This window comes from Dactylosporangium vinaceum, from assembly GCF_019904175.1.
GTDB lineage: Bacteria > Actinomycetota > Actinomycetes > Mycobacteriales > Micromonosporaceae > Dactylosporangium > Dactylosporangium vinaceum.
Genome location: NZ_CP061913.1, coordinates 3,359,375 through 3,374,360, shown reverse-complemented (window position 1 = coordinate 3,374,360; position 14,986 = coordinate 3,359,375). Strand labels below are relative to the sequence as shown.

Genomic DNA, 14,986 nt, shown 5'->3' with positions numbered 1-14,986 from the left:
GCCGCGGTCGCGGGAGGAGGATCGGGCCATGGGCCTGATGAAGAACCTGATGATCGGCATCCACAAGCGCACCGGGGACCGGTTCGCGGGCATGGACCTGCTCTACCTCACGACCGTGGGGGCCAAGAGCGGCAAGGAGCGGGTCTCGCCGGTGGCGCGGTTCGGCGACGGCGACGGCGCGTGGCTGGTGGTCGCGTCGAACAACGGGGCCGAGCGGAACCCGGCCTGGTACCACAACCTCAAGGCCCACCCCGACCAGGTGTGGATCGAGCACGGCGGGAGCCGGCGCCCGGCCACGCCGCGGGAGCTGACCGGGGCCGAGCGGGAGGCCGCGCTGCAGAGGATCGTGGCCGCGCAGCCGCGGTTCGCCGGATACCTGAAGAAGACCTCGCGGGCGCTGCCGGTCATCCGGCTGACGTGAGCGGCCCGGCCGCGGCCATCGCGGCCGGGAGCCCGCGGCCCCGGCGAACCGGACGAGCCAGACGTTCGCCCCGCCCGGCCCGCCTCCTTGAACCCGCCGAACGGGAGACGCCTACCCGACTGACGCGGCGGCGATCTTAGGCTGGAATGACGTGGGCGTTTTCCCGACAGCAACAGCCCGGTTTTCAGGAACGGTTGCTAGGGTCTGCGACGCTCGATGATCCGGACGCAAGGGGGAACGACGTGGGACTGTGGGACAAAGTCAAGGGCGAGTTCATCGATATCATCGAGTGGCTCGACGACAGCCGGGACACCATCGTCTGGCGGTTCCCGCGCTACCAGAACGAGATCAAGATGGGCGCCAAGCTCGTCGTGCGCGAGTCGCAGGTGGCGGTCTTCGTCAACGAGGGCCAGGTCGCCGACGTGTTCGTGCCGGGCACCTACACGCTGCAGACGCAGAACATGCCGATCCTGTCGACGCTCAAGGGTTGGAAGTACGGCTTCGACTCCCCCTGGAAGGCCGAGGTCTACTACGTCAACACCCGGCAGTTCACGGACTTCAAGTGGGGCACGCAGAACCCGATCATGATGCGGGACGCCGAGTTCGGCATGGTCCGCATCCGGGCGTTCGGCGCCTACTCGCTGCGCGTGACCCACCCCGAGAACCTGCTCAAGCAGCTCGTCGGCACCGACCCGCAGTTCCGCACGGAAGAGGTCTCGGAGTTCCTGCGCCAGCTGATCGTCGGCCACCTCGGCCCGGCCCTCGCGGCCGCGCAGGTGCCGGTGCTCGACCTGGTGTCGCAGCAGCTGCTGATCGGCCAGAAGCTCGCCGGGGTGCTGACCCAGGAGCTGGCCGAGTACGGCATCCAGATCCCCAAGTTCATCATCGAGAACATCTCCCTGCCGCCGGAGGTCGAGGAGGCGCTGGACAAGCGCACCTCGATGGGCGTGCTGGGCAACCTGGACCAGTACTCCAAGTTCCAGGCGGCCAACGCCATGGAGGCGGCCGCGAACAACCAGGGCGGCGCCGGCGAGGGCTTCGGCCTGGGGCTCGGCATGGCGGCGGCCCAACAGGTCGTGCACTCCATGAACCAGCCGCAGCAGCAGGCGCCGCAGTCCGCGCCGCAGTCCGCACCCCCGGCCGGCCCGCCGCCGCTGCCGCAGCAGGCGCAGTGGTTCGCCGCCGTCAACGGCGCCCAGGCCGGGCCGTTCGACCAGGCGGCGCTCGGCCAGCAGGTGCAGTCCGGCGCGATCAGCCGCGGCACGCTTGTCTGGAAGAACGGCATGGCCGCCTGGACGCCGGCCGAGCAGGTGCCCGAACTCGCGGGCATCTTCGCGTCCGTCCCCCCGCCGCTCCCTCCGATGGGCTGAACAGAACATGTCACAAATGCAGTACCCGTGCGCCCAGTGCGGCGCCAACGTCGAGTTCGCGCCCGGCGCCAGCGTGCTCAAGTGCCCGTACTGCGGCCACGAGACCCCGCTGCAGACGACCGGCATGCGCGTGCGTGAGCACGACTTCCTCACCTTCGCCAGCCTGCCGCGCAAGCCGATCGCGACGCTCGCGAAGCACGTGTTCGTGTGCCGCAACTGCGGTGCGCAGACGGAGAGCGACCAGATCTCGGACCGCTGCCGGTTCTGCAACGCGCCGGTGGTGGCCGAGGTGACCCCGCAGGACCAGGTGGTGCCCGAGGCGGTGCTGCCGTTCGCGCTGAGCAAGCAGCAGCTGCGGGAGTCGCTCGGCACGTGGGCCAAGTCGCGCTGGTTCGCGCCGTCGGGGTTGAAGAAGGTCTCCGAGGCCGAGACGGCCAGGAGCACGTACCTGCCCCACTGGACGTACGACTCGCGGACCATCACGGACTACCAGGGTCAGCGCGGCGAGCACTACTACGTCACCGAGACCTACACCGAGAACGGTGAGCAGAAGAGCCGCCAGGTGCAGAAGACCCGCTGGTACCACGCCCAGGGCCGGGTCTTCCGCGACTTCGATGACGTGCTCGTGACCGGCACGACGAAGGTGACGGCGAAGCACCTGGACGCCCTCGAGCCGTGGCCGCTGCCGCAGGCGGAGCCGTACCGCCCCGAGTACCTGGCCGGCCACGACACCCTGCGCTACGACGTGGAGCCCGAGCAGGGTCTCGAGAACGCCAAGGGCAAGATGCGCCCGATCATCGAGCAGGACTGCCGGGAGGACATCGGCGGCGACGAGCAGCGCGTCGAGCAGATGCACACCCAGTACAACGACGTGACGTTCAAGCTCATGCTGCTGCCGGTGTGGATCGCCTGCTACCTGTACGCCGGCAAGACGTACAACATCCAGGTGAACGGCATCACCGGTGAGGTGGCCGGCGAGCGGCCCTACAGCGCGTTCAAGATCGCCATGGCGATCGTCGGCGCCCTGGCCGTCATCGCGATCATCATCACCATCTTCGCATTGAGCAAGCACTAAAAACGTTAAGTGCCACGGCGTCCATCGGGCGCCGTGGCACTGTGCGATAACGTTTACCGGTGCAGAACACGGTGCGGGTCCTCGAGGTCGGCGGGAGTCATGTGACCGCGGGGAGCGTCGAGGTGAGCGCGCACCGCATCGTCGACCGGCAGCGCCATCCCCTGGACCCGGCCCAGGACGCGCTCACCATCATCGGCGCGCTCGCCGACGCGGCCAAGCGCCTCCTGCCGATGCCCGCCGACCGCTGGGCGGTCGCGATGCCCGGGCCCTTCGACTACGTGCACGGCGTCTCCCTGCACGAGGGCGTCAGCAAGTTCGACCAGCTGCACGGCGTCAACCTGCGCGAGGCTCTGGCCGAGGCCATCCCCGCCCGCCCCGAGTCGTTCACGTTCGTCAACGACGCCGACGCGTTCCTGCTCGGCGAGTGGGTCGACGGCGCGGCCACCGGCACCGACCGCAGCGTCGCCATCACGCTCGGCACCGGCATCGGCTCCTCCTGGCTGGCCGACGGCGCCGTCGTGTCGACCGGGCCCGACGTCCCCCCGGACGGCGAGATCCACTTCTGCGACGTCGACGGCGTCAACATCGAGGACCTGGTCTCCGACCGGGCGCTCGTGCGCGGCTACCTGGCCCGCACCGGCGTCACCGTCGACGGCATGCGCGGCCTGGCCACGCTGGCCCGCGGCGGCGACACTGACGCACGCGAGGTCGTCGCCACCGCGTTCGGCGTCCTCGGCCGGCTGCTGACCGAGTGGCTGGACCGCTTCGGCGCCGAGGTGGTCGTCGTCGGCGGCTCCATGACCGGCGCCTGGGACCTCATCGAGCCCGCCCTGCACCTGCCGGTCCCGGCCCGCCCGGTCGCCGACACCGAACGCTCGGCGCTGCTCGGCGCCGCCCACGCGGGGCAGTGACCGTGCCGCCCACCCAGCCGGACCAGCCCGGCACCGTCTCCGAGCCCAGCCCCAACGTCTGGGTCCTGCGCACGCCCGGCAGCGCCTACGTGCTCTCGCTCGGCGGCGAGGACGTCCCCCTGACCGCGCACTGGGGCGCCCCCGTCGACGACGAGTCGGCCGTCGCCCTGGCCACGGTGCCGCTCGACCCGTCCCGGGGCAGCTGGGAGAGCCGGCTCGACGGGCGGGAGGAGTACCCGTCGGACACCGGGCTGCGCTTCACCGAACCGGCCCTCGCCCTGCGGTTCCCCGACGACAGCCGCACCGTGCGCTGGATGTTCACCGGCAGCGAGGTCGTCGAAGGGCATCTGCGGCTGCGGTACCGCGAGCTGACCCGCCCCGTCCGCCTCACCCTGCACTACCGGGTCTGCGCCCACCACGACGTCGTCGAGCGCTGGACGGCGCTGGAGACCGACGGGCCGGTCGAGGTCGTCCGGGCCGACAGCGCCGCCTGGTGCCTGCCGCCGTGCGAGCAGCCGCGCCTGAGCACCCTGCACGGCCGGTGGGGCGCCGACAGCCGCCTCGAGCGCACCGCGCTGCCGCACGGGACCGTCCGGCTCGGCAGCCGCCGCACGACCACGAGCCCGATGCACAACCCATGGCTGGCGGTCGACGACGGCACCGCGACCGAGGCGCACGGCGAGGTCTGGACGGCCGCGCTGGCCTGGTCCGGCACCTGGCGCATCGACGTCCAGCGGCTCCCGAACGGCCGGGTCGTGGCCAACCTGGGCGCCGGGCACGAGGCGCCCGTCGCGCGGCTCTCGGCCGGTGACACCTGGGAAACCCCGAAATCCTGCGGCCTCTGGAGCGGCGGTGGCTTCGGAGCCGCCAGCCGGGCCTGGCACGACTTCACGCTCTCGGCGGTCCTGCCGCACGCCGACGAGCTGCGCCCGGTCCTCTACAACTCATGGGAGGCCACCGGGTTCATGCTCGACGAGGCGAACCAGATGGCGCTGGCGGAGCAGGCCGCGGCGCTCGGCTGCGAGCTGTTCGTGATGGACGACGGCTGGTTCGGCCGGCGCGTCTCCGACAACGCCGGGCTCGGCGACTGGCTGCCCAACTCGGCCCGGTTCCCCGACGGCCTCGGCCCGCTCATCGCCCGCGTCCACCAGCTCGGGATGCGGTTCGGGATCTGGGTCGAGCCGGAGATGGTGAACCCGGACAGCGACCTGTACCGCGCGCATCCCGACTGGGTGTACGCCTCCCCCGGGTACCCCCGCCATGAGCTGCGCAACCAGCTCGTGCTCAACCTGGGCATGCCGGAGGTGGCGGCCTGGCTGCACGAGTGGCTCGACCGGCTGCTGAGCGACAACGACATCGCGTTCGTCAAGTGGGACATGAACCGCCCGGTGACCGACCCCGGCCCCTACGGCGACCGGCTGTGGTCCGTGCGGCACACCGTTGCGCTGTACGGGATTCTGGACCGGCTGCGCCGCGACCACCCGGCCGTCCGGTTCGAGTCGTGCGCGTCCGGCGGCGGCCGCGTCGACCTCGGCATCCTGGCCCGCACCGACCAGGTCTGGACGAGCGACAACACCGACGCGAGCGACCGGCTGCACATCCAGGAGGGGTTCAGCCAGCTGTACCCGGCCCGGGCCATGACCGCGTGGGTCACCGACACCCCGAACTTCCTCACCGGCAACGGCCTGCCGCTCCGCTTCCGCTTCCACGTGGCGATGGCGGGCGTCCTCGGCGTCGGCGGCGACCTGCCACAGTGGACGGACGAGGAGCGCGCGCTGGCGGTGGAGCTGATCGGGCAGTACAGGCGGGTCCGTCCGATCGTCCAACATGGACGGCTGTATCGCCTGCGCTCGCCGCGGGAGTCGACGGCCCCGGCCCTGGCCTACCTGTCGGAGACCGGGGACGAGGCCGCCGTGTTCCAGTTCCTGGACGGCCACCGCTACGGCGAGCCGGCCCCACCGGCCCGCCTGCCGTTCCTGTCCGCCGGCACCTGGGAGGACGCGGACACCGGCACCCGGTATCCCGCCGGCCTCCTGGCCACGCACGGCCTGGACGCCGGCCTGTTCCGCAACCACGACAGCGCCGTCACGCACCTGCGCCGGCTGGCGTAGGCGGCCGGCGGCATGGGCCGCCGCTGCGCGTCAGCAGCCGATCCGCCGCGGCCCGAGGGCGATGTCGTCGAGCCAGAGGTCGAAGCGGGCCGGGGTCGGGCCCGGCTGGTACAGCTGCCAGCCCAGCTTCACCGTGTCGGCCTGGGGCAGCACGAAGTCGACCGGGTTGCCGCCGTGCTGCTTCGTGCTCGCGCTGAGCTCCGGCCGGCTCACCCCGTCGATCCACAGCGCCACCCGATTGTCGGCCGGGTCCCACTGCCACTCGAAGCACTGCCACCGGTCCGCGACGGTCGGCGCGCTCTGCCGCCAGTCGGTCCAGTCCCCGGTCGGCCCCCCGTCGGCCCCGACACCCAGGAACGACCCCTGCAGCGGCGGCGCCCACTGCCCGCCGATCGGCCGGACCACCTCGCTGCTCCCACCACCGGTGATCTCGACGAGCGTGAAGTGCGCCCAGTCCGGCGCGGTCGGGAACGCGTCCACCTTCACCCGCACCCGCCCGAAGAACGCGTTGCCGGGCGCCGCGAAGTCGTCGATGCGCAGAAACGCCCGCCCGTTGCCCTCGGTGTGCACGTTGAGCACCCGGTTGCGCCGCTGCTGCTGCACGCTGAGCGTCCCGTGCCGGGTGTCCACTCCCCACCGCAGGCTGGCCGGCCCGCCGAGCGGCAGCCGCTCGAAGTCCTCACAGAACAGCAGCCCCCGATCGGCACACCCCGCGGCCCGCTGCCCCCCCCGCACTGGCCGCCCCGCCGGCCGAGAGCACGGCAACGGCAGTCAGCACGGCAACACCGATTCTCATCGTGGTCGACATGACCGAAGAGCATGACACACATCGATGTGTAGCGCCGGAAACCGCGAAACTTCCACGCCTTCCAAGGCCGGTGCCCGCCGTGGACCGCAGCGGCGGGGGCCGGTCAGGGGGACGGCGGGCGGGCGGGCCCGGTGGAGGCGCGGACGGTGAGGTGGACGGGGAGCATGACCTGCTGGCGGGTGGTCGGCGACGGGGCGGCGCTGCGGTCCAGGCGGGACAGGAGCATGGAGACGGCCACCCGGCCGGCCTGCTCGATGGGGGCGGTGAGCGTCGTCAGGGGCGGGTGGCAGAAGTCGGCGCCGAAGATGTCGTCACAGCCGACCACGCTGAGGTCCTCGGGGACGCGCACGTGGCGTTCGCGCAGGCGCTGCAGGATGCCGATCGCCAGCAGGTCGTTGAAGACGATGCAGGCCGTGGCGCCGGTGTTCAGCACCGCGTCCGCCGCGGCCGGGCCCGAGCCGCGGCCCGAGGGGAAGGGGCCCACGCGGGTGAAGGTCAGGCGGTGGCGGGAGGCGACCTCGCGCATCGCGTGCCAGCGGGCCTCGTTGGGCCAGGAGCGCTGCGGGCCCGAGACGTACGCGATGTCGCGGTGGCCCAGCGAGAGCAGGTGCTCGGCGGCCTGGCTGATGCCGGCCGGTGTGTCGATGATGGCGCTCGGAACGCCGCGAATGTTGCGGTTGATGGTGACCAGGGGGATCTCGCCGGCCAGCCGGGACAGTTCGCGGTCGGAGAGGCGGGACGCGGCCAGGATGGCGCCGTCCAGGGAGCGGCGCATCTTGTGCAGCATCTCGGCCTCGAGCTCGCCCGAGTCCTCGGTGTCGATCAGCAGCTGGGCGTAGCCGGCCGCCTTGAGCTGCTGCTGGGTGCCGCGGATGACGCCGAAGTAGAACGGGTTCGTCACGTCGGAGACCAGGACGGCGATCGCGCGGGTGCGGCCGGAGGACAGGGCGCGGGCCGGTGAGTTCGGGACGTAGCGCAGCTCGCGGGCGGCCGCCTCGATGCGCTCGCGGGTGGCGGCGTTGACCCGGCCCGGGTTGTTCAGGGCGCGGGAGACGGTCGAGGCGGCGACGCCCGCGGCCGCGGCGATGTCGTTGATGGTCACGGGGCGGTCGGGACCGGCGGGGCGGGGCATGCCCGACAGCGAAACAGATTTGGCAAACGATGGCAAACGATTGCCACCCCTTCACCAGCATTGATAGCGTCCGCAAACAATCGAGCAGCACCGACATCCGCAGTCGCACACACCCCGATCACCCCAGCGACGAGGAGCAGACACCCCCATGAAACTCGTGAGAACCTTCGCCATTGGTACCGCCGCCGCGCTCGCCCTCACCGCCTGTGGCGACAGCGCCGAGAGCAAGAGCGACACCGGCGCGCTCAACGGTGCCGGAAAGACGATCAACGTGCTGGTGCAGGCCAACACGATCTACCCGCAGCAGCAGAAGCAGTGGTTCACCGACACCAGCAACGCGTTCAAGGCCCAGACCGGCGCCGAGGTCAAGTTCGAGACGTTCGCGTCCGCCAACGACGAGCTCACCAAGATTCAGACCTCGGTCGTGTCGGGCCAGGGCCCGGACATCTACAGCCTCGGCACCACCTTCACCCCGACCGCCTACGCCACCGGCGCGTTCCTGGAGCTCAAGGCCGACGACTGGACAAAGGTCGGCGGCAAGGACGCCTTCCTCCCGGCCGCCCTCGGGATCTCCGGGCCCGACGCCGAGCACCAGGTCGGCATCCCGTTCACGAGCCGCCCGTTCGTGATGGCCTACAACACCGAGCTGCTCAAGGCGGCCGGCATCGACAAACCGGCCGACAGCTGGGACGGCCTGAAGGACCAGGCCAAGAAGCTGACCAGCGGCAACACCCACGGCATGGCGGTCGCCTACGCCGACGGGTTCGACCCGTGGAAGTTCATCTGGGCGATGTCCGTCCAGGCCGGCAACCCGCTCGTCGCCGGCAAGAAGGCGTCGCTCGACGACCCGGCCACGCTCAAGGCCTACCAGACCTACCTCGGCTGGCTGGCCACCGACAAGGTGGTCGACCCGGCCGCCGTCGGCTGGAAGAACGCGCAGGCGATCGCCGAGTTCGGCGCCGGCAAGGCCGCGTTCCTGCCGATGGTCTCGGCGACGTCGAAGGTGACCCTGGACAAGTCGCAGGTGGCCGGCAAATACGCGTACGCCGTCATGCCCACCATCCCGCCGGGCGCCACGTCGAAGCCGGGCAACGGCGTCGCCGCGACGAGCATCCTCTCCGGCGACAACCTCGTCGTGGCGAAGTACACCAAGAACAAGGATCTGGCCCTTGCCCTGGTCAAGCTGCTGACGTCGGCCGAGCAGCAGAAGGCGTACTACAAGACGTTCGGTGAGCTGCCGACAAACGCCGCCGCGGCCAAGGAGCTGCAGGCCGACCCGGCCCTGGCCGCCATCGTCGACTCCTCGTCGAAGTCGGCCGGCACGCCGTTCAACGGGGGCTGGAGCAAGGTCCAGCTGGCGCTGCTCAACGTGGTCGTGCAGTCGATTCCCGATCTCAAGGCCGGCAAGGTGGACGACGGCAAGCTGAAGTCACTGGTCACCGCCGCGCAGAAGGACGCCCAGAGCGCCGTGGACGAATCCAAATGAGCAAAGCCGTCTCCCGGCGTCAGCGTCCATTGTGGATGCTGGCGCCGGGCGGTGTGCTCATGGTCGCGGTCATCGTGGTGCCGCTCGCGGTGGCGCTGCTGGTGTCCACACTGGACTTGAACCAGTACACGCTGCGGCAGTGGACCGACGCGCCCGGCGTCGGGCTGGCCAACTACGTCGAGGCGTGGCGGGAGACGGCGCTGCCGCACGCGATCTGGGTGACCGTCGGCTACGCGGTCATCGTGACGGTGCTCGCGGTGCCGCTGGGACTGGCCGCCGCCCTCGCCACCCAGCAGCGCTTCGCCGGGCGGGCCCTGGTCCGCTCGGCGTTCCTGATCCCCTACGTGCTGCCCGCGTTCGTCGTCGGCACCGTCTGGCGCACGATCCTGCAGCCGGGCGGCCCGCTCGGCCACGCCACCGGCACCGACTACCTGTGGCTCAACGGCCCGCGCAGCTACTGGGCGCTCGTCGCCGTGCAGCTGTGGACGTCCTGGCCGCTGCTGTATCTGCTGGCCCTGTCCGGCCTGCAGGGCATCCCCGACGACGTGCACGAGGCCGCCGCGCTCGACGGCGCCGGCTGGTGGGAGAAGCTGCGCAGCATCATCCTGCCGCACCTGCGGGGCGTGCTCGGGCTCGGCATGGTCATCGAGTTCCTGCACACGCTCAACAGCTTCACCCTGCCGTACGTCCTGTTCGGCGTCCCCGCGCCGCACGACGTCGAGGTGCTGCCCGTCCTGACCTACGTGGAGAGCTTCCAGAACTTCAAGTTCGGCCTCAGCGCGGCGATGGCGGTGCTCTCGCTCGTCCTCGTGGCCATCCCGCTGTCCGTCTACCTGCGAGCGGTAAAGCTGAACACCGATGAAGACTGACGTGCACCGCCTGCTGCCCCGATGGCTGCAGGGAACGATCATCACCCTGCTCGGCCTCTTCGTCGCCACGCCCGTCCTCTACATGCTGTTCGCGTCGGTCAACGACGACCTCGCGGTGGCGGCCGGCGACTTCTGGCCGAGCGCGTTCCACCCCGGCAACTACGCCGAGATCTGGGACACCGTCGAGCTCGGCGCCGGCCTGAGCAACAGCGTCCTCGTCGCCGGGAGCGTGGCGGTGGTCTCGGCGCTGGTGTCGGTGGCCACCGCCTACGTCCTGGTCCGCTTCAGGTTCCTGGGCCGCGGCCTGATCCTGCGCGGCCTGCTGGCCCTGCAGAGCATCCCCGGCACGCTCATGCTGCTGCCGGTGTTCGTGCTCTTCGCGAACCTGTCGAGGATCCTCAGCATCGACACCATCGGCACCCGCTGGGCGCTGTTCGTGACGTACCTGACCTTCGCGCTGCCGTTCTCGACGTGGGTCATGGTGACGTACCTGCGCGGCCTGCCCGCCGAGCTCGACGAGGCGGCCCGGCTCGACGGCGCCTCGTCCTGGCGCATCCTGCGCTCCATCGTCATCCCGCTGAGCTGGCCCGGTCTGGTCGTGTCGGCCATCTTCGCGTTCCTGCTCGGCTGGAACGACGTGCTCTTCGCCTCGGTCATCACCGACGCCGACACCCGCACCGCCGCCGTCGCGCTGCAGGTCTTCGGGGCCACGCAGGAGGGCGGCGCCGTACCCCTATACGGTCAGCTCATGGCCTCGGCCCTGGTCTGTGCGCTGCCGGTGGTCGTGCTGTATCTGGCGTTCCAGCGGTTCCTAGTCGGCGGCCTCACCGCCGGAGGAGTGAAGTGACAGTGATCGACGTCGCGATCGTCGGCAGCGGCATCATCGGCGCCCACCACGCCAAAGCCATCGCCCGCCACCCCGGCCTGCGGGTCACGGCCCTTGTCGACGCCCGCATCGAGGCCGCCGAAGCCCTCGCCGCAACGCTCGACCCGCGACCTTCGGTCCACCTCACGCTCGCCGAAGCCCTCAGCGCCCAAGCCATAAACCTGGTCTCCATCTGTACCCCCAGTGGCCTGCACATCGCAGCCGCCGAGGAGACGCTCGCCGCGGGCGCGCACCTGCTCATCGAGAAGCCGCTGGACACGGACCTGGCCAAGGCCCGCGCGTTCGCGAAGGTCGCCGAGGAGGCCGCCACGCGCGGCCTGGTGACCTCCGTCGTCAGCCAGCACCGCTTCGACCCGGCCACCGTCGCCGTCGGCCGGGCGGTCCGGGAACACCGGCTCGGCCGGGTCACCTCGGCCGTGGTGTCGATGCCGTGGTGGCGCGACCAGGCGTACTACGACTCCGCCGGCTGGCGCGGCACCTGGGAGTTCGACGGCGGCGGGGCTCTGGCCAACCAGGGCATCCACCTCGTCGACCAGATGCTGGCCCTGCTCGGCCGCCCGGCCGAGGTCTACGCGCAGACGGCACTGCTCAGCCACGAGCGCATCGAGGTCGAGGACGTCGCCGCGGCCACGATCCGGTTCGAGTCCGGCGCCCTGGCCGTGCTCCACGCGACCACCGGGGCCCGGCCGGGGCTGCCGGTGCGCCTGGCGCTCTACGGCACCGAGGGCTCGGCGGTCCTGCAGGACGACCAGCTCGAGTACTTCCACACCACCACCGACCCGCAGCTGCGCGCGGCCGACCTCGTGCCGCCGCAGGACGTGTACGGGGCGGCGAAGGACCCCGACGGGTGGGTGACCGGGCACCTGCGGCAGTACCAGGACCTCGTGGACGCCATCGGGAGCGGGCGGGCACCGGGAGTACAGGTGCGGCACGGGCTCGAGGCACTTGCGCTGGTGCGGTCGGTCTACGTGTCGGCCGGTCTGGGCCGGGCGGTGTCCTTCAGTGAGGTGCTCGACGGCGCCTTCGACGATGTCCAACCACCACCAGTGACCCCGAACAGCAGCCAGGGAGCGAACCAGTGAAGTTCTCGGTCTTCACCGCCTCGACACCGGACTGGACGCCGCCGGAGGCGGCCGCGCAGCTCGCCGCGCAGGGCTGGGACGGGGTCGAGTGGCGCATCACCGACCAGGACGCGGCCGACGCGCCCGGCTTCTGGGCCGGCAACCGGGCCACGTGGCCGCTGACCGGCCTGGAGGAGCGGCTGACCGAGATCGACGCGGTCACCCGGGGCGCCGGGCTGGCCTACTCGGGGATCGGCGGATACGCCCGCAGCTTCGAGCGCACCGACGTCGCCCGCCTCCTCACCGCCACCGCGGCCCTCGGCGCCGGGCGGGTCCGGGTCACGATGCCGCTGGTGAAGACCGGCGACTACCGCGACCTGTTCGCGGGTGCGCGCAAGGACCTCGAGTGGGCGACAGCGGAGGCGGCCCGGCTCGGGGTGACGGTGCTCGTCGAGCTGCACCACGAGACGATCACCGCCTCGGCCTCGGCCGCGCTGCGCCTGATCGACGGCCTCGACCCGGCCGCCGTCGGCGTCATCCACGACCTCGGCAACCTGATCTACGAGGGGTACGAGGACCACCGGGCCGCGTTCCAGCTGCTGGGGCCCTACCTGCAGCACGTCCACGTCAAGAACGTCGCCTGGCACCCCGTCGCCACGGCGGCCGACGGCAGCGTGGCGTGGAAGGCCGACTGGGCGACGCTGCGCGAGGGCCAGGCCGACGTCGGCGCGTATCTGCGGGCGCTGCGCGAGCACGGGTACGACGGCTGGATCACCCTGGAGGACTTCTCCACCGCCGTACCCCTGCCCGAGCGCACCCGCGACAACCTCGCGTACCTCCGGTCGCTGCTCTAGAACGACAGCGGCCGGCGGTCCCAGTAGATGCCGTCGGCCGACGTGTACAGGGCCGTGCGGTCGTTGGTGACGAACGAGCGGGGCCCGAGGGTCAGGATCGGCCAGGAGCCCTCCGTGTCGGGCAGGCCCTTCACCGGCGACGGGGCGGTGTAGGGGCTGCCCTGGCGCGAGCAGTACCAGTCGGCCAGGCGGCCACGCACGGTCCGGATGATGTGCGTGCCGTTGGTCGTCAGGTACGTGTCCTGGCCCTCATCCTTGTACGGCACAGTGTGCCCGGGGTCGGCGTCGGACCAGGTCTGCCCGGCGTCGGTGGTGCGGTAGACCTGCACGGCGCGCGGCTCGCCGGTCATCGCCACGGCGTAGGCGTCGAACCCGTCGAGGGTGGCCAGGGAGAAGTACGTGTCGTCGGGCACGGTGGCCGGGAACACGTGCGTCGTCCAGTGCCGGCCGCCGTCGCGGCTCACCGCCAGAGCGCTGTGGCCGTTCATCGTGCCGGACACCCACAGCCCGGTGCGGATCGACCCGGCCAGCACACCGGTGACCGCGAGGCCGGGCGGCGGGCTCGCGAGCCTGCGGGCCGTGGCGGTTTCTGGGTCCACGCCGCGCAGCGTGCATCGAAACGGCCCGCCGCCCGTGTGATCGAGGTCGTCGGTGCAGCTCAGCCAGCCGTTGGGCGGGATCGCGGCCACGCCGGCGTCGTCGACGGAGCGGATGGCCCGCCAGGTCCGGCCGCCGTCGGTGCTGACGTTCGTCGGCTCGCTGCCACCGGGGTCACCGTCGAAGTGGGCGAGCAGCGAGCCCGGCGCGGGGGACGAGATCTGGTCGACGATCCCGCGGTAGCGCTCGGTCCACGTCCGCCCGTTGTCCTCGGAGCCCATGAGCCGCCCCGGGCAGCCGTACTTCGACATGTGCTCGCACTCGAACGGCGCCCACTGCACGTACAGCTTCTCGCCGTCCCCGGCGACCGGCGAGTCCATCCCCTCCGCCGGCCCGACGACCGGCGGGTTCGCGGGCGTGGGCCGCGCGCCGCCGCCGGGCACCAGCACCGCCACCGTCGCCACCAGCAGCGCCGTGACTCCGGCGGCCGCCGCGACCGCCCAGCCCTGCCGCTTCCGGCGCCGCCGCCACGCCGCCGCGTACACCTCGCTGCCCGCCAGCCGGCTCGGCGGCGCCGCGGCCGCCGCATCCTCGAACCGTTCACGCAGAGACGTCATGCAGCACCCCTTCATCGTCGCCGAGCAGTTCCTTGAGCCGCGCCAGCCCGCGTGCGGTGTGACTCTTGACAGCCCCCTCCGAGCACCGCAGCGCCTCGGCCGTCGCGGCCACCGACAGATCCTGGTAGTACCGGCACACGAGCACGGCCCGCTGCCGCGGCGGCAGCTGCCGCAGCGCCGCCGTGAACGCCGCCCGCTGCGCCGCCTCGTGCGCCGAGTCGGGCCCCGCCCGCACGTCCGGCACCTCCGCCTGCACGAGCTCCCGCCGCCGCCACGCCCGCCGCGTCTCGGACAGGTAGGAGCGCAGCAGGCAGGTCCGCACGAACGCGTCGAGCGCCCCGCGGTCGCGCACCCTGCCCCAGCTGACCGCCAACCGCATGAACGCCGCCTGGGTCAGGTCATCGGCCCAGTGCCAGTCCCCGCACAGCAGGTACGCCGTGCGCCGCACGGCATCCCGCCGCACCGCAAAATAGTCATCGAACTCCGCCGGCATCACACCTCCCTGCCCACTAGGGCAACCGCCGGCCCCTGTCCGGTTTACCGCCGGGCCCACCTTTCGACGTCGGCAGCAACGACCGGGCCGATCGGCGGGCACACGGCGGCCGGGATCGGGGACTCGACCGGGCGCGCACGGTCGTCACGCGGCGGGCTGGGGCTCCGGCCGGTGCGTCGGGACCAGGGGTCGGCCCGCCGGGTCAGGGCCCGGACGAGCTCGTCCTCGGCCTGGTCCGGGCCGGGCGGTCGTGGCGGAACCGGGCGGCGCAGCGGCGCACTCCCGGAGGCGCAGC

The 14,986-nt window shown here is 71.8% G+C and carries 14 protein-coding genes; 10 read left to right on the top strand and 4 right to left on the bottom strand.

The features are described from left to right. The first annotated feature begins 28 nt into the window (after positions 1-28). The 5 genes from Dvina_RS14970 (at position 29) to Dvina_RS14950 (ending at position 5,888) form a co-directional block, all read left to right on the top strand. Positions 29-421, top strand: coding sequence for a nitroreductase family deazaflavin-dependent oxidoreductase (locus Dvina_RS14970; protein ID WP_246656224.1), 393 nt, complete (start codon positions 29-31; stop codon positions 419-421). A 242-nt stretch (positions 422-663) separates the two neighbouring features. Then, the gene (locus Dvina_RS14965) at positions 664-1,791 is read left to right on the top strand and encodes an SPFH domain-containing protein (RefSeq protein ID WP_223103088.1); all 1,128 of its coding nucleotides are present in this window, start codon (positions 664-666) and stop codon (positions 1,789-1,791) included. Positions 1,792-1,807: 16 nt separating this feature from the next. Further along, entirely contained in the window at positions 1,808-2,866 is a 1,059-nt protein-coding gene (locus Dvina_RS14960; RefSeq protein ID WP_246656223.1) for a TFIIB-type zinc ribbon-containing protein, read from the top strand. A 59-nt stretch (positions 2,867-2,925) separates the two neighbouring features. Next, positions 2,926-3,777 carry an ROK family protein gene (locus Dvina_RS14955; RefSeq protein WP_223103086.1) on the top strand — a complete coding sequence of 284 codons (852 nt, stop codon included), beginning with the start codon at positions 2,926-2,928 and terminating at the stop codon, positions 3,775-3,777. Between the two features lie 2 nt (positions 3,778-3,779). Then, entirely contained in the window at positions 3,780-5,888 is a 2,109-nt protein-coding gene (locus Dvina_RS14950) for an alpha-galactosidase (protein WP_223103085.1), read from the top strand. A 30-nt stretch (positions 5,889-5,918) separates the two neighbouring features. On the opposite strand, the gene Dvina_RS14945 is transcribed toward Dvina_RS14950, so the two are convergent. Both Dvina_RS14945 and Dvina_RS14940 read right to left on the bottom strand, forming a co-directional pair. Next, on the bottom strand, positions 5,919-6,623 hold the full coding sequence (locus Dvina_RS14945) for a hypothetical protein (protein ID WP_246656222.1): 705 nt from the start codon (positions 6,621-6,623) through the stop codon (positions 5,919-5,921). A 176-nt stretch (positions 6,624-6,799) separates the two neighbouring features. After that, positions 6,800-7,828 carry a LacI family DNA-binding transcriptional regulator gene (locus Dvina_RS14940; RefSeq protein ID WP_223103084.1) on the bottom strand — a complete coding sequence of 343 codons (1,029 nt, stop codon included), beginning with the start codon at positions 7,826-7,828 and terminating at the stop codon, positions 6,800-6,802. A 148-nt stretch (positions 7,829-7,976) separates the two neighbouring features. Between Dvina_RS14940 and Dvina_RS14935 the strand changes: the two genes are divergently transcribed. The 5 genes from Dvina_RS14935 to Dvina_RS14915 are packed head-to-tail and all read left to right on the top strand — an operon-like array spanning position 7,977 to position 12,984. Then, a complete protein-coding gene (locus Dvina_RS14935; protein WP_223103083.1) occupies positions 7,977-9,314 on the top strand; it encodes an ABC transporter substrate-binding protein in 1,338 nt (445 codons plus the stop codon). Beyond that, entirely contained in the window at positions 9,311-10,183 is an 873-nt protein-coding gene (locus Dvina_RS14930; protein WP_223103082.1) for a carbohydrate ABC transporter permease, read from the top strand. Before Dvina_RS14935 ends, Dvina_RS14930 begins: the two co-directional genes overlap by 4 nt. After that, positions 10,173-11,030 carry a carbohydrate ABC transporter permease gene (locus Dvina_RS14925; protein WP_223103081.1) on the top strand — a complete coding sequence of 286 codons (858 nt, stop codon included), beginning with the start codon at positions 10,173-10,175 and terminating at the stop codon, positions 11,028-11,030. Before Dvina_RS14930 ends, Dvina_RS14925 begins: the two co-directional genes overlap by 11 nt. Next, the gene (locus Dvina_RS14920) at positions 11,027-12,151 is read left to right on the top strand and encodes a Gfo/Idh/MocA family protein (RefSeq protein WP_223103080.1); all 1,125 of its coding nucleotides are present in this window, start codon (positions 11,027-11,029) and stop codon (positions 12,149-12,151) included. Before Dvina_RS14925 ends, Dvina_RS14920 begins: the two co-directional genes overlap by 4 nt. Beyond that, a complete protein-coding gene (locus Dvina_RS14915) occupies positions 12,148-12,984 on the top strand; it encodes a sugar phosphate isomerase/epimerase family protein (protein WP_223103079.1) in 837 nt (278 codons plus the stop codon). Before Dvina_RS14920 ends, Dvina_RS14915 begins: the two co-directional genes overlap by 4 nt. Here the strand turns inward: Dvina_RS14915 and Dvina_RS14910 are convergent. Further along, positions 12,981-14,198 (bottom strand): WD40/YVTN/BNR-like repeat-containing protein, encoded by a 1,218-nt coding sequence (locus tag Dvina_RS14910; RefSeq protein WP_223103078.1) that lies wholly within the window; start codon positions 14,196-14,198, stop codon positions 12,981-12,983. The genes Dvina_RS14915 and Dvina_RS14910 overlap by 4 nt on opposite strands. Next, positions 14,182-14,691: a SigE family RNA polymerase sigma factor gene (locus tag Dvina_RS14905; RefSeq protein ID WP_223103077.1), complete on the bottom strand. Its 510-nt coding sequence runs from the start codon at positions 14,689-14,691 to the stop codon at positions 14,182-14,184. Before Dvina_RS14905 ends, Dvina_RS14910 begins: the two co-directional genes overlap by 17 nt. Positions 14,692-14,986: the final 295 nt, after the last annotated feature.

Bases quoted from the DNA above. Each gene is read 5' to 3' on its own strand.
- Dvina_RS14970 (WP_246656224.1), top strand. From the start codon at position 29: ATGGGCCTGATGAAGAACCTGATGATCGGCATCCACAAGCGCACCGGG.
- Dvina_RS14960 (WP_246656223.1), top strand. From the start codon at position 1,808: ATGCAGTACCCGTGCGCCCAGTGCGGCGCCAACGTCGAGTTCGCGCCC.
- Dvina_RS14940 (WP_223103084.1), bottom strand. From the start codon at position 7,828: ATGCCCCGCCCCGCCGGTCCCGACCGCCCCGTGACCATCAACGACATC.
- Dvina_RS14935 (WP_223103083.1), top strand. From the start codon at position 7,977: ATGAAACTCGTGAGAACCTTCGCCATTGGTACCGCCGCCGCGCTCGCC.
- Dvina_RS14930 (WP_223103082.1), top strand. From the start codon at position 9,311: ATGAGCAAAGCCGTCTCCCGGCGTCAGCGTCCATTGTGGATGCTGGCG.
- Dvina_RS14925 (WP_223103081.1), top strand. From the start codon at position 10,173: ATGAAGACTGACGTGCACCGCCTGCTGCCCCGATGGCTGCAGGGAACG.
- Dvina_RS14910 (WP_223103078.1), bottom strand. From the start codon at position 14,198: ATGACGTCTCTGCGTGAACGGTTCGAGGATGCGGCGGCCGCGGCGCCG.
- Dvina_RS14905 (WP_223103077.1), bottom strand. From the start codon at position 14,691: ATGCCGGCGGAGTTCGATGACTATTTTGCGGTGCGGCGGGATGCCGTG.